9 protein-coding genes are annotated in these 13,798 nt (G+C 63.6%); 3 read left to right on the forward strand and 6 right to left on the reverse strand.

Translation table 11 applies throughout. The annotated features are described in order from the left end of the window. The first annotated feature begins 7 nt into the window (after positions 1-7). Together ptsP and nagE are read left to right on the forward strand one after the other, a co-directional pair. Entirely contained in the window at positions 8-2,530 is a 2,523-nt protein-coding gene (gene ptsP, locus FW796_RS03305) for a phosphoenolpyruvate--protein phosphotransferase (RefSeq protein ID WP_446439011.1), read from the forward strand. Between the two features lie 22 nt (positions 2,531-2,552). Continuing rightward, a complete protein-coding gene (gene nagE / locus FW796_RS03310; protein WP_346633504.1) occupies positions 2,553-4,259 on the forward strand; it encodes an N-acetylglucosamine-specific PTS transporter subunit IIBC in 1,707 nt (568 codons plus the stop codon). 98 nt (positions 4,260-4,357) lie between these two features. Here nagE and FW796_RS03315 read toward each other — a convergent pair whose 3' ends face one another. After that, entirely contained in the window at positions 4,358-4,669 is a 312-nt protein-coding gene (locus tag FW796_RS03315) for a YqfO family protein (protein ID WP_346633735.1), read from the reverse strand. Between the two features lie 5 nt (positions 4,670-4,674). Continuing rightward, positions 4,675-8,571 carry a phosphoribosylformylglycinamidine synthase gene (gene purL, locus FW796_RS03320; protein WP_446439012.1) on the reverse strand — a complete coding sequence of 1,299 codons (3,897 nt, stop codon included), beginning with the start codon at positions 8,569-8,571 and terminating at the stop codon, positions 4,675-4,677. Between the two features lie 286 nt (positions 8,572-8,857). On the opposite strand from purL, the gene mltF reads away from it, so the two are divergent. Continuing rightward, positions 8,858-10,318 carry a membrane-bound lytic murein transglycosylase MltF gene (gene mltF / locus FW796_RS03325; protein WP_404938294.1) on the forward strand — a complete coding sequence of 487 codons (1,461 nt, stop codon included), beginning with the start codon at positions 8,858-8,860 and terminating at the stop codon, positions 10,316-10,318. A gap of 66 nt (positions 10,319-10,384) precedes the next feature. Here the strand turns inward: mltF and pdxJ are convergent, their stop codons facing one another. The 4 genes from pdxJ to rnc all read right to left on the reverse strand — a co-directional run bounded on the left by pdxJ (position 10,385) and on the right by rnc (position 13,657). Next, entirely contained in the window at positions 10,385-11,131 is a 747-nt protein-coding gene (pdxJ, locus tag FW796_RS03330; protein WP_060842554.1) for a pyridoxine 5'-phosphate synthase, read from the reverse strand. A 133-nt stretch (positions 11,132-11,264) separates the two neighbouring features. Beyond that, positions 11,265-11,954: a DNA repair protein RecO gene (gene recO, locus FW796_RS03335; protein WP_047301927.1), complete on the reverse strand. Its 690-nt coding sequence runs from the start codon at positions 11,952-11,954 to the stop codon at positions 11,265-11,267. A gap of 118 nt (positions 11,955-12,072) precedes the next feature. Beyond that, positions 12,073-12,975 carry a GTPase Era gene (gene era / locus FW796_RS03340; RefSeq protein ID WP_404938293.1) on the reverse strand — a complete coding sequence of 301 codons (903 nt, stop codon included), beginning with the start codon at positions 12,973-12,975 and terminating at the stop codon, positions 12,073-12,075. Further along, positions 12,968-13,657, reverse strand: coding sequence for a ribonuclease III (gene rnc / locus FW796_RS03345; protein ID WP_102861278.1), 690 nt, complete (start codon positions 13,655-13,657; stop codon positions 12,968-12,970). Before rnc ends, era begins: the two co-directional genes overlap by 8 nt. Positions 13,658-13,798: the final 141 nt, after the last annotated feature.

The raw sequence follows: 13,798 nt of genomic DNA on the forward strand, positions 1-13,798 counted from the left end.
CTGCGCCATGCACAACAACAATAACGACCTGACGCTCAGTGCCCCGTTAAGCGGGCCTGTAGTGCCCTTGCGCAACGTCCCCGACCCGGTGTTCGCCAGCGGCGCCATGGGCGACGGGATTGCCATCGACCCGCTCAACGACACCCTGCACGCGCCTTGCGCCGGTGAAGTGATCCAAGTGGCTCGCACCGGGCACGCCGTGACCCTGCGGGCGGCCAACGGCGCTGAACTGCTGCTGCACCTGGGCCTGGACACCGTCGAACTGCAAGGTGAAGGGTTTGCCCTGCTGGTGGAGCAAGGCCAGCAGGTCAGCGCCGGCCAGCCCCTGCTGCGGGTTGACCTGGACCATGTGGCGCAGCATTGCCGAAGCCTGATCAGCCTGTTGATCCTGACCAACGGCGAGGGCTTCGACCTGCGCCCGCTGACCCTGTCCGCGGTCAAGGTGGGCAAGCCGTTGCTGCACATCAGCCGCCGTGCCAACGCTGACCCGCAACCGCTGGCGCCAGAGCAATCCGAGCAGCAGGCCAGCGCCCGAATCAAGGTTGCCCATCGCGGCGGCCTGCATGCCCGCCCAGCCGCCCTGGTGCGCCAGACCGCCCTGAGTTTCAACAGCCATTCGCAGTTGACCTTCAAGGACAAGAGCGCCCCCTGCACCAGCCTGATCGCCCTGATGAGCCTGGGCATCGGTGAGCAGGATGAAGTGCTGGTCAATTGCCAGGGCGCCGATTGCCAGGATGCCTTGCAGGCAATGCTGCAGACCCTCGGTACCGCGATGGCCGCAGATGCCCATGGCGAAATCCCGGCACCGGCCCCAGTCGTCCAACGCCCCGTGGAAGATGGCGTGCTGCCGGGCGTCTGCGCCGCGCCAGGCCTGGTGTGCGGGCCATTGGTGCGACTCAACGCCATGGTCCTGGCTGACGATCACGGTCAGCATCCGCCCGAGCCCCAACGGCAAGCATTGAGCGCAGCCCTGCACCAGGTGCGCGAGGAAATCCGCCACACCCTGGAGCAGGCCCGACAACGCCGCGACCAGCAGGAACAGGACATCTTCAGCGCCCACCTGGCCCTGCTCGAAGACCCAACCCTGCTGGACGCCGCCGAAGCCGCCATTGCCCGGGGGCGCGCAGCCACCCATGCCTGGAGCGCGGCGATTGCCGAGCAATGCCAAATCCTCCAGCAACTGGGCAGCGCACTGCTGGCCGAACGCGCCAACGACCTGCGGGATCTGCAGCAACGTGTACTGCGCGCCCTGCTGGGGGAGGCCTGGCACTACGATCTGCCGCCCGGGGCGATCGTCGCCGCCGAGGAGTTGACCCCTTCCGATCTTCTGCAACTTAGCGCCCAGGGCGTGGCCGGACTGTGCATGGCCGCCGGCGGCGCCACCTCCCATGTGGCGATCCTCGCCCGGGGCAAAGGCCTGCCCTGCCTGGTGGCCCTGGGTCCGGAGGTGCTGTGCATCGACGCTGGCCGCCAGGTGGTGCTGGATGCCAACGGCGGGCGCCTGGAACTGGCGCCCGGCCAGCAGCGCATCGCACAGGTGCAACAGGCTGGTGAAACCCAGCGCCAGCGCCGTGCACTGCAACAGCAACATGCCCATGAGTCCGCCCTGACCCAGGACGGCCAGCAGATCGAGGTGGCGGCCAATGTGGCTTCCAGCGATGAAGCCCGGGACGCCCACCAGGGTGGTGCCGATGGCGTCGGCCTGCTGCGCACCGAGTTCCTGTTCGTCGATCGCCTGACCGCTCCGGATGAAGCCGAACAGCTACAGGCCTATCAGGCGGTACTGGATGCCATGGGCGACAAGCCAGTGATCATCCGCACCATCGATGTCGGCGGCGACAAGCAACTGGACTACCTGCCACTGCCAGTGGAGGCCAACCCGGTGCTGGGCCTGCGGGGCATCCGCCTGGCCCAGGCCCGCCCAGAACTGCTGGACCAGCAACTGCGGGCGCTGCTCCAGGTCAGCCCCGTGCAGCGCTGCCGGATCATGCTGCCGATGGTCACCGAAGTGGCCGAACTGCTGCATATCCGTCAGCGCCTGGATCAGCTCGCGGTGGAACTGGGCCTGAGCCAGCGCCCGGAGCTGGGAGTCATGATCGAAGTACCGGCTGCCGCGCTGATGGCCGAGCAACTGGCGGAGCATGCCGACTTCCTGTCCATCGGCACCAACGACCTGTCCCAGTACACCCTGGCCATGGACCGCGATCATGCCGGGTTGGCGGCGCGGGTCGACGCCCTGCACCCCGCCCTGCTGCGGCTGATCGCCCAGACCTGTGCCGGCGCCAAGCGCCATGGTCGCTGGGTCGGGGTTTGCGGTGCACTGGCTTCCGATCCGCTGGCCACCCCCGTCCTGATTGGCCTGGGGGTCAGCGAGCTGTCGGTCAGCCCGCCTCAGGTCGGCGAGATCAAGGACCGGGTGCGCCAACTGGACGCCGGCCAATGCCGCCACCTCAGCCAACCGCTGCTCAACCTGCCCGGCGCCGCCGCAGTCCGTCAGGCCTGCGAACGGCTTTGGCCTCTGCACTCATAACAAGAATTCCAGGAGAGACGCCATGTACCAGTATTTCATCGAGGGCCTGCAACGCCTCGGCCGGGCGCTGATGCTACCCATTGCCATCCTGCCCATTGCCGGCCTGTTGCTGCGCCTGGGTGATACCGACCTGCTGAACATCGCCATCATTCACGATGCCGGGCAATCGATCTTCGGCAACCTGGCGCTGATCTTCGCCATCGGCATCGCCGTGGGCTTTGCCAAGGACAACAACGGCACCGCCGGACTCGCCGGGGCCATTGGCTACCTGGTGATGATCTCGACCCTCAAGGTGCTGGATGCCAGCATCAACATGGGCATGCTCGCCGGGATCATCAGCGGGCTGATGGCCGGCGCGCTGTACAACCGCTTCAAGGACATCAAACTGCCGGAGTACCTGGCGTTCTTCGGCGGCCGCCGCTTCGTGCCCATCGCCACCGGCTTTACCGCCGTGGGCCTGGGGGTGGCGTTCGGTCTGATCTGGCCGCCGATCCAGCACGGCATCAACAGCTTCGGCCAATTGCTGCTGGAAAGCGGCAGCTTCGGTGCCTTTGTCTTCGGTGTGTTCAATCGCCTGCTGATCGTCACCGGCCTGCACCACATCCTCAACAACATGGCCTGGTTCATCTTCGGCAGCTTCACCGACCCGAGCACCGGTGCGGTGGTCACTGGCGACCTGACCCGCTATTTCGCCGGCGATCCCAAGGGCGGCCAGTTCATGACCGGGATGTTCCCGATGATGCTGTTCGGCCTGCCAGCCGCTTGCCTGGCGATGTACCGCAACACCGTGCCGGAGCGGCGCAAGGTGATGGGCGGGATCTTCCTGTCCATGGCCCTGACCTCCTTCCTCACCGGGGTCACCGAGCCCATCGAATTCGCCTTCATGTTCCTCGCACCACTGTTGTACCTGGTGCATGCACTGCTGACGGGGCTGGCCATGGCCCTGACCAATCTGCTGAACATCCACCTGGGATTTACCTTCTCCGGAGGCGCCATTGACATGGCCCTGGGCTGGGGCCGTTCCACCAATGGCTGGAAGGTGTTTCCGGTGGGGCTGCTGTATGCGGTGGTGTACTACCTGGTGTTCGACTTCTGTATCCGCCGCTTCAACCTGAAAACGCCGGGACGCGAGGACAGCCCCTCCGGCGAGAAGTCCGAACTCAACGCCGATCAGCGCGCCGCGGCCTACATCAAGGCCCTGGGCGGTGCGCGCAACCTGATCACCGTTGGCGCCTGCACCACTCGCCTGCGCCTGGAACTGGCGGATCGCAACCTGGCCGTGGACGCCGAACTGAAAACCTTGGGCGCCATGGCCGTGGTACGCCCCGGCAAGGGTGGCAGTTTGCAGGTGGTGGTGGGACCGATGGCCGACAGCATTGCCGACCAGATCCGCCTGGCGTTGCCAGCCTCGGCCAACGTCACGGTGACGCCGTCGCCCGTAGAAGCACCACAGCAGATCGACATTTCCACCCAGGAAGCCCAGCAGTGGCTCAGCGCTCTGGGAGGCCGGGACAACCTGCTACAGATGGATTGCGTGGCCCTGACCCGGTTGCGGGTGCAACTGAGTGACAGCCGCAGCCTGTCGGAGTCGGCGCTCAAGAGCCTGGGCTGCCAGGGTATGCGGCGCATGGAGGGAGATATCTGGCACGTGGTGATTGGCGAGAAGGCCGGGGGATTGCAAGCGGCTCTGCAAACGCTGTTGCACAGGAAGGTGGAGGCGGGAGCCTGAAGACGCCTTCGCCGGCAAGCCGGCTCCTACAGGCAAAGACCCACAAAAAAGCCCGCTGACCGTCTCCGGTTCAGCGGGCTTTTTATCGGTGGATAACCTCAGAACGCTTCCAGGCGCCAGACTTCATAAGCCGGCGTCTCGTAGGGATGGCTCTGCTTGAGGGCCGCCACTGCATCAGCAATCAGTTCATCGGCCACCACCAGCTCGACTTTCCATTCCTCCACTCGCTCCACCTGACCGGTCTGCCCGAGAAACGGCTGGCTGCCATCCAACGGGCGAAACTGGCCTTGGCCGAGCACCTGCCAGGCGCACTGGTCATAGGCGCCGATACGTCCGCCACCGGCGGCAAATACGGCGCTCTTGACCGGCTCCACATGGCTGGGAGGCACGAAGAAGCTGAGCTTGTACATCAGCCTCAGTTCACCCAGGCGCGAGCGTTGCGGAACATGCGCATCCACGCCGCATCTTCGTTCCAGTCATCCGGACGCCAGGAGTTCTGCACGGCACGGAATACCCGCTCAGGGTGCGGCATCATGATGGTGACGCGACCGTCGCGGCTGGTAAGACCGGTGATCCCGCGCGGCGAACCGTTCGGGTTGGCCGGGTAACGCTCGGTGACCTTGCCGTGGTTGTCGACGAAGCGCAGGGCCACGCAACCGGACAGATCGGCTTCCAGCAGCGCTTCTTCGCTTTCGAACTCCGCATGGCCTTCACCGTGGGCGATGGCGATCGGCATCCGCGAACCCGCCATGCCCTGCAGGAAGATCGAGTTCGACTCCTGGACCTGGACCATGGCCACCCGGGCTTCGAACTGCTCGGAGCGGTTGCGCACGAAGTGCGGCCAGAACTCGCTACCCGGGATCAGCTCGTGCAGGTTGGACATCATCTGGCAACCGTTGCACACACCCAGAGTGAAGCTGTCGGTACGTTCGAAGAAGCCCTGGAAGGCATCCCGTGCGCGGCTGTTGAACAGCGCCGACTTGGCCCAGCCTTCACCGGCGCCCAGTACGTCGCCGTAGGAGAAGCCGCCGCAGGCAACCATGCCCTTGAAGTCGTTGAGGTCGACACGACCAGCGAGGATATCGCTCATGTGCACGTCGATGGCGTTGAAGCCGGCGCGGTCAAAGGCCGCTGCCATTTCCACCTGGCCGTTGACGCCCTGCTCACGCAGTACCGCCACCTGTGGACGCACGCCCTTCTTGATGTAAGGCGCGGCGATGTCCTGGTTGACGTCGAAGCCCAGCTTGACGCTCAGGCCCGGGTTGTCTTCTTCCAGCAGGACGTCGAATTCCTGCTCGGCGCACTCGGCGTTGTCCCGCAGGCGCTGAATCTGGTAGCTGGTTTCTGCCCACTGACGCTGCAGCAGACGACGCTGGCCGGTGAATACGCTTTCGCCGTTGTAGGAGATGCTCACTTCACCGTTGTTGATCGGCTGGCCGATCACGGCCACGCAGTCGCCCAGACCGGCGGCGCTGAACTGGGCCAGCACATCAGGAGTGGCATCCTGGCGCACCTGGATCACCGCACCCAGCTCTTCGTTGAACAGGATGGCGGCGATTTCCGCAGCGTTTTCCGCTACAGCGTCGAGGCTCAGGTTCAGGCCACAGTGACCGGCGAAGGCCATTTCCACGGCGCTGACCAGCAGACCACCGTCGGAACGGTCGTGGTAAGCCAGCAGGTGACCGTCGGCATTGAGGCCCTGGATCACGGCGAAGAAAGCTTTCAGGTCCTCGGCGTCATCAACGTCCGGCGCCTGGCTGCCGAGCTTGCCGTGGGTCTGGGCAAGGATCGAGGCGCCCATGCGGTTCTGACCGCGACCGAGGTCGATCAGGATCAGATCGGTGGTGCCCTTGTCCATGCGCAGTTGCGGGGTCAGGGTCTGACGAATGTCCGCGACCGGTGCGAAGCCAGTGACGATCAGCGACAGCGGCGAGGTGACGCTCTTGTCCACGCCCTCTTCGTTCCAGCGGGTGGCCATGGACATGGAGTCCTTGCCCACCGGGATGGTGATGCCCAGCTCTGGGCACAGCTCCATACCCACCGCCTTGACGGTGTCGTACAGACGCGCGTCTTCACCCGGGTGGCCGGCAGCGGACATCCAGTTGGCCGAGAGCTTGATGTCGCTGATCTTGTTGATGCGCGACGCCGCGATGTTGGTCAGGGTCTCGCCGATGGCCATGCGGCCGGACGCTGGGGCATCCAGCAGGGCCAGCGGAGTGCGCTCACCCATGGCCATGGCTTCACCGGTGTAGACGTCGAAGCTGGTGGCGGTCACGGCCACGTCAGCCACCGGCACCTGCCACGGGCCGACCATCTGGTCGCGAGCCACAAGGCCGGTGATGGTGCGGTCACCGATGGTGATCAGGAAGCTCTTGCTGGCCACGGCCGGGTGATGCAGGACGCGCTCGATGCTCTCGGCGATGTCCAAGGTGCTCGGATCGAAATCGTCACCCAACTCGGTTTCCCGAACCGCCGAACGGTGCATGCGCGGGGCCTTGCCCAGCAGCACTTCCAGAGGCATGTCCACCGGGCTGTTGCCGAAGTGGCTGTCGGTCACGGTCAGCTGTGGCTCGGCAGTGGCTTCGCCGACCACCGCAAATGGGCAGCGCTCGCGCTCGCAGATGGCCTTGAAGCGTTCGAAGTCTGCCGCGCCCACCGCCAGAACATAACGTTCCTGGGATTCGTTGGACCAGATTTCGTGCGGGGCCATGCCCGGCTCGTCGTTGGGGATGTTGCGCAGTTCGAAGCGACCGCCGCGGCCACCGTCGTTGACCAGTTCCGGGAAGGCGTTGGACAGGCCTCCGGCGCCCACGTCGTGGATGAAGCTGATGGGGTTGTTGTCCCCCAGCTGCCAGCAACGGTCGATGACTTCCTGGCAACGGCGTTCCATTTCCGGGTTTTCACGTTGTACCGAAGCAAAATCCAGGTCCGCCGAGCTGGTGCCGGTGGCCATGGAAGATGCGGCGCCGCCGCCCAGGCCGATGAGCATGGCCGGGCCGCCGAGAACGATCAGCTTGGAGCCGACGGTGATCTCGCCTTTCTGTACGTGCTCGTCACGGATGTTGCCCATGCCGCCCGCCAGCATGATCGGCTTGTGGTAACCACGAACTTCATCGCCACGAGGCGTGGTAATGGATTGCTCGAAGGTACGGAAATAACCGGTCAGGGCCGGACGGCCGAATTCGTTGTTGAACGCCGCGCCACCCAGTGGGCCTTCGATCATGATGTCGAGGGCGGTGACGATGCGCTCTGGCTTGCCATACGGCACTTCCCAAGGCTGTTCGAAGCCCGGGATCTGCAGGTTGGACACGGTAAAGCCGGTGAGGCCGGCTTTCGGCTTGGCGCCGCGACCGGTGGCGCCTTCGTCACGGATTTCGCCGCCGGAACCGGTGGAAGCGCCGGGGAATGGAGCAATGGCGGTCGGGTGGTTGTGGGTCTCGACCTTCATCAGGATGTGCACCGGCTCCTGCACCGCACCGTATTGGCGGGTATCAGGGTTCGGGTAGAAACGCCCGGCAACGGAACCGACGATGACCGCCGCGTTGTCCTTATAAGCAGACAGCACACCTTCGCTGTGCATCTGGTAGGTGTTCTTGATCATGCCGAACAGGCTTTTTTCCTGGCTCTGGCCGTCGATATCCCAACTGGCGTTGAAGATCTTGTGGCGGCAATGCTCGGAGTTGGCCTGGGCGAACATCATCAGTTCGATGTCGTGGGGATTGCGCTTGAGGCCCTGAAAGGCGCTCATCAGGTAATCGATTTCGTCTTCGGCCAGGGCCAGGCCCAGCTCACTGTTGGCATTTTCCAACGCTGCGCGACCGCCGCCGAGAATGTCGATGGCCGTCAGCGGCTTGGGTTCGGCGTGGCTGAACAGGCCGGCAGCCTGCTCCAGGTTACCCAGGACGATCTGGGTCATGCGATCGTGCAGCGCTTCGGCGATCAACTGTGCGTCAGCGTCGCTGAATTCACCGGCGACGTAGAAAGCAATGCCGCGCTCCAGGCGCTGGATCTTCGCCAGGCCACAGTTGCGGGCGATATCACTGGCCTTGCTCGACCACGGAGAAATGGTGCCGAAACGTGGCAGGACCAGGAACAGACGACCAGTCGGCTCTTGTACCGGAACGCTGGGGCCGTACTTCAGAAGGCGCGCAAGCACCTGCTGTTCGTCGCCGGTCAGGACGCCGGTGACTTCGGCGAAGTGAGCGAATTCAGCATACAAGCCACTGACAGCCGGAACCTTCTGGCTCAGTTGCTCAAGGAGTTTGCTGTGGCGAAAGGCAGAAAGGGCAGGAGCGCCGCGCAGGATCAACATCTTCGGGACAGCCTCGGGAAGGGGGTGTGCTTTGAGGCCGTGCATTCTAACGTAAACCGTTGGCATCGGCACTCGAAACGCAAACCGGGGCGCCCCCGGACGTCGGTCCGGCCCCGACGGCCTATAACAAAGGCTCATCAAGGTCATTACCGTGGGTTATTTTAATCGTCACATTGACGGCCGAAGCCCCATTCTTGAGGCCTCCAGCCCAGGCCGCCCAGCGCTAGCAGACAAGCCCTTCGCTGTCGAGATATGGCGGCCGTTATCCTTTGCGTATACTGCGCCAATGTTTTCCCCTATGGCTTTACGTCCGCGCTGCGCCAAGTGGCTCATCGTAACCGGACTCTTCCTGATGCTCGGCGCCTGTGTTGAGAAACCCAGCACCCTTGAGCGCGTAAAGGAGGATGGTGTGCTGCGGGTGATCACCCGTAACAGCCCCGCCACCTACTTTCAGGACCGCAACGGCGAAACCGGCTTCGAGTACGAGCTGGTGAAGCGCTTCGCCGACGATCTGGGGGTGGAGCTGAAGATCGAGACCGCCGACAACCTCGACGATCTGTTCAACCAGCTGGGCCAACCCAAGGGTCCGGTGCTGGCCGCCGCCGGCCTGGTGAGCAGCGAACAGCGCAAGCAGCAAGTCCGGTTTTCCCATCCGTATCTGCAAGTCACCCCGCAAGTCATCTATCGCAATGGCCAGTCCCGCCCCACCAGCGCACAAAATCTGCTGGGCAAGCGCATCATGGTGCTCAAGGGCAGCAGCCACGCCGAGCAACTGGCGGAGCTCAAGCTCAAGTACCCCGGTATCGAATACGAAGAGTCCGACGCCGTGGAAGTCGTGGACCTACTGCGCATGGTGGACGAGGGACAGATCGACCTGACCCTGGTGGACTCCAATGAATTGGCGATGAACCAGGTGTACTTCCCCAATGTGCGGGTGGCCTTCGACCTTGGGGACGCCCGCAGCCAGAGCTGGGCGGTGGCCGCCGGCGACGACAACAGCCTGCTCAACGAGATCAATAGCTTCCTCGACAAGGTCGAGAAGAACGGCACCCTGCAACGCCTCAAGGACCGCTATTACGGTCACGTGGACGTGCTCGGCTATGTCGGCGCCTACACCTTCGCCCAGCACCTGCAGCAGCGCCTGCCCAAGTACGAAAAGCACTTCAAGGCCTCGGCCAAGCAGGAAAAGGTCGACTGGCGACTACTGGCGGCCGTGGGTTACCAGGAATCCATGTGGCAGGCCGAGGTGACCTCCAAGACCGGCGTACGCGGTTTGATGATGCTGACCCAGAACACCGCCCAGGCCATGGGTGTGTCCAACCGTCTGGACCCCAAGCAGAGCATCAGCGGCGGCGCCAAGTACCTGGCCTATATCAAGGAACAACTGGACGACAAGATCGAGGAGCCGGATCGCACCTGGTTCGCCCTCGCGGCCTACAACGTCGGCACCGGCCACCTGGACGACGCCCGCAAGCTGGCGGAGAAGGAAGGCCTGAACCCGAACAAGTGGCTGGATGTGAAGAAGATGCTGCCGCGGCTGTCACAGAAGCAGTGGTACAGCAAGACCCGCTACGGCTATGCCCGAGGCGGCGAGCCGGTGCATTTCGTGGCCAACATCCGCCGCTACTACGACATCCTGACCTGGGTGACCCAGCCGCAGCTGGAAGGCGATCAGGTTGCCGAGGGCAACCTGCATGTACCGGGGGTCAACAAGACCAAGCCGACGGAAGAGAATCCGCCGCTCTAAAAGCATTCGCCGGCAGGCCGGCGCCTACAGAGGTTGTGTAGGCGTCGGCCTGCCGGCGAAGTCCATTCAGGCCTTGGCCGCAGCCGCCAGGATCAGCGCTTTCATCTCGGCCACCGCGCCCTTGAAACCGACGAACAGGGCATGAGCCACCAGGGCATGGCCGATGTTCAGTTCATTGATGCCCTTGATCGCTGCCACCGCTTCAACGTTGTGGTAATGCAGGCCATGACCGGCATTGACGATCAGCCCCTGTGCCAGACCCACGGCAACCCCGTCGACGATACGCTGCAACTCATCGGCCACTTCACTCGGCGTCTGGGCGTCGGCATAGCGGCCCGTGTGCAACTCGATGGCCGGCGCTCCGACGCGCTTGGAGGCCTCGATCTGACGCTCGTCGGCGTCGATGAACAGGGACACTTCGGACCCGATTTTCGACAGCCGCTCCACCGCCGCCTTGATCCGCGCCTCCTGACCCGCCACATCCAGACCGCCTTCGGTGGTCAGCTCCTGACGGGTTTCCGGCACCAGGCAGATATGCGCCGGGCGGATGCGCTCGGCAAAAGCCATCATTTCTTCGGTGACGCCCATCTCGAAATTCATGCGGGTCTGCAGCACGTCCTTGAGCAGCAACACGTCGCGCTCCTGGATATGCCGACGGTCTTCGCGCAGGTGCACAGTGATGCCGTCGGCGCCCGCCTCTTCCGCGTCCAGCGCGGCCTTGACCGGATCAGGGTAACGAGTGCCGCGGGCCTGGCGCAGGGTGGCAACGTGATCAATGTTCACGCCAAGAAGAATGCGATTGCTGGTGGTCACGAAAGCGCTCCTGAATGAATGAAGATTCGGCGCACAGCATACGGGGAGAACAGGGTCTGTTGCCATTTGCTCGAACGCAGAATGACGGCGCCAGCTGGGCTATCGCGGCGAGCGGCCAAAACGGCAGCCACGCCTAGGGCTTGCGAAACAGCTCGCGACTGACCAGAGGACGCCCGCCCAGATGCACTGCCAGGGCCTGGCGCATCAGGCGCTTGGCTGCCGACAACGCGCCAGGAGCACTCCAGTCGGCCTCGGCCATGGCCAACAGCTCGGTGCCGTTGAACAGACCCGGTTGCAGCAGGAACACCTGCTCCAGGCCGGCATCCACCTGCAGGCGATACAGGCCATCGGCAGCAATGGGTGCCCCGTGGATGTCACTGTCCAGGGCGAAGCCGTAACCCAGATCATCCAGCAAACGCCACTCGAAGGCCCGCAGCAGCGGCTCCAGGGGCCGCCCTTCAGCCAGGGCCAGCAAGGTTGCCGCGTAGTGGTCGAATACGGCCGGATGGGGATCTTCCGCCGGCAGCAGGCGGATCAGCAGTTCATTCAGGTACAGACCACTGAACAGCGCTTCGCCATTGAGCCAGGATGCAATGCCGGCACTTTCCATACGTCCGACGTTCTTCAGCTCGCCACGGCCGCGAAACTCGACTTCCAGAGGGACGAAGGGTCGCGCCAGGGTACCGGCCTTGCCCCGTGCATTACGCAGGACAGCACGCAGGCGACCTTGGGGGGTAAGGAAATCCACCAGGGCACTGCTTTCGCGGTAGGCGCGGCTGTGCAGGACGTAGGCGAGCTGGCCGACTGGGGCGTTGCTGGACATGGTTGCGGGGGATCTCAGGGGAAGAGAGGGAACCGGGTCCGGAGAAGGGGTTGCAGCTGTTCGCCGGCAAGCCGGCTCCTACAGGAAGGTGTAGGAGCCGGCTTGCCGGCGAAGTGCATCAGAGGTCGCCGTAGCCCAGGGAGCGCAAGGCGCGCTCGTCGTCGGACCAGCCGCCCTTGACCTTGACCCAGAGGTTGAGCATGACCTTGGAGTCGAACAGCAGCTCCATGTCCTTGCGCGCCTCCATGCCGATGCGCTTGATCCGCTCACCCTTGTCGCCAATGATGATTTTCTTCTGACCGTCGCGCTCGACGAGGATCAAGGCGTGAATATGCAGGGTCTTGCCCTGCTGCTTGAACTCTTCGATTTCCACGGTGATCTGGTACGGCAGCTCGGCACCCAACTGGCGCATGATCTTCTCGCGCACCAGTTCGGCAGCCAGGAAACGCGAGCTGCGGTCGGTGATCTGATCTTCCGGGAAGAAGTGCTCGTTCTCCGGCAGGTGCTTGGCGATCAGGCCTTCCAGGGCTTCGAGGTTATGCCCCTGCTGCGCGGAAACCGGCACGATCTCGGCGTTCGGCAGTTGCTCCTGCAGCCAGGTCAGGTGCGGCATCAGCTCGGCCTTGTCCTCGATGCGGTCGGTCTTGTTGATCGCCAGGATCACCGGACCCTGCACGTACTGGACACGCTCCAGGACCAACTGGTCCTCGTCGGTCCACTTGGTGCGGTCAACCACGAAGATCACCACGTCCACATCTTTCAAGGCCGCCGAAGCGGTCTTGTTCATGTAGCGGTTGAGGGCTTTTTCGTTGCTCTTGTGCATGCCGGGGGTGTCGACGTAGATCGCCTGGATGGCGCCTTCGGTCTTGATCCCGAGCATGTTGTGGCGTGTGGTCTGAGGCTTGCGCGAAGTGATCGCCAGCTTCTGGCCGAGGATGTGGTTGAGCAGCGTCGACTTGCCCACGTTGGGGCGGCCGACGATGGCGACATAGCCACAGCGTGTTGCGGTTGAATCAGTCATGGCCATTCTCCACGCCCAGGGCAATCAGTGCTGCGGCGGCCGCTACCTGTTCGGCAATACGACGGCTCACACCCTGACCTCGGCTTTTTTCATTCAATAAGGTGACTTCACATTCAACGAAGAATGTCCGGCAGTGCGGTTCGCCCTGGATATCCACCACTTCATAGCGCGGCAGTTCACAGGCACGAGACTGGAGGAACTCCTGCAGCCGGGTCTTGGGGTCCTTGTTGGTGTCTACCAGGGTCAGGCTCTCGAACTCCGAGGCCAGCCAGGACAACACGCGGTCACGGGCCGTTTCCATGCCGGCGTCCAGGTAGATCGCACCGATCAGGGCTTCCAGGGCATCGGCGAGGATCGATTCACGACGGAAACCGCCGCTCTTCAACTCGCCGGAGCCCAGGCGCAGGTATTCACCCAGGTCGAAACCACGGGCCAGTACCGCCAGTGTTTCACCTTTCACCAGGCGTGCGCGCAAACGCGACAGCTGGCCTTCGCGGGCCTGGGGGAAGCGCTCGAACAACGCCTCGCCGGCCACGAAGTTGAGAATGGCATCACCGAGGAACTCCAGGCGTTCGTTGTTACGCCCGGCAAAGCTGCGATGGGTGAGTGCCAGGAGCATCAGCTCCTGATCCTTGAAGGTATAACCGAGCTGACGCTCGAGACGGCTCAAAGAAACGCTCACGGTTTACCCACGCTGATTTCGTTGCCGAAACTCGCCATCCTATGGGCCGCGCACGAGGTGCGGGTGGCAATTAACGCTGTGTTCAAATCCACATCCTGAATATCGTTGACTGCATGCTTCTGGCCATAAGGCTGTTACGCG

The organism is Pseudomonas sp. 910_21 (assembly GCF_052850735.1).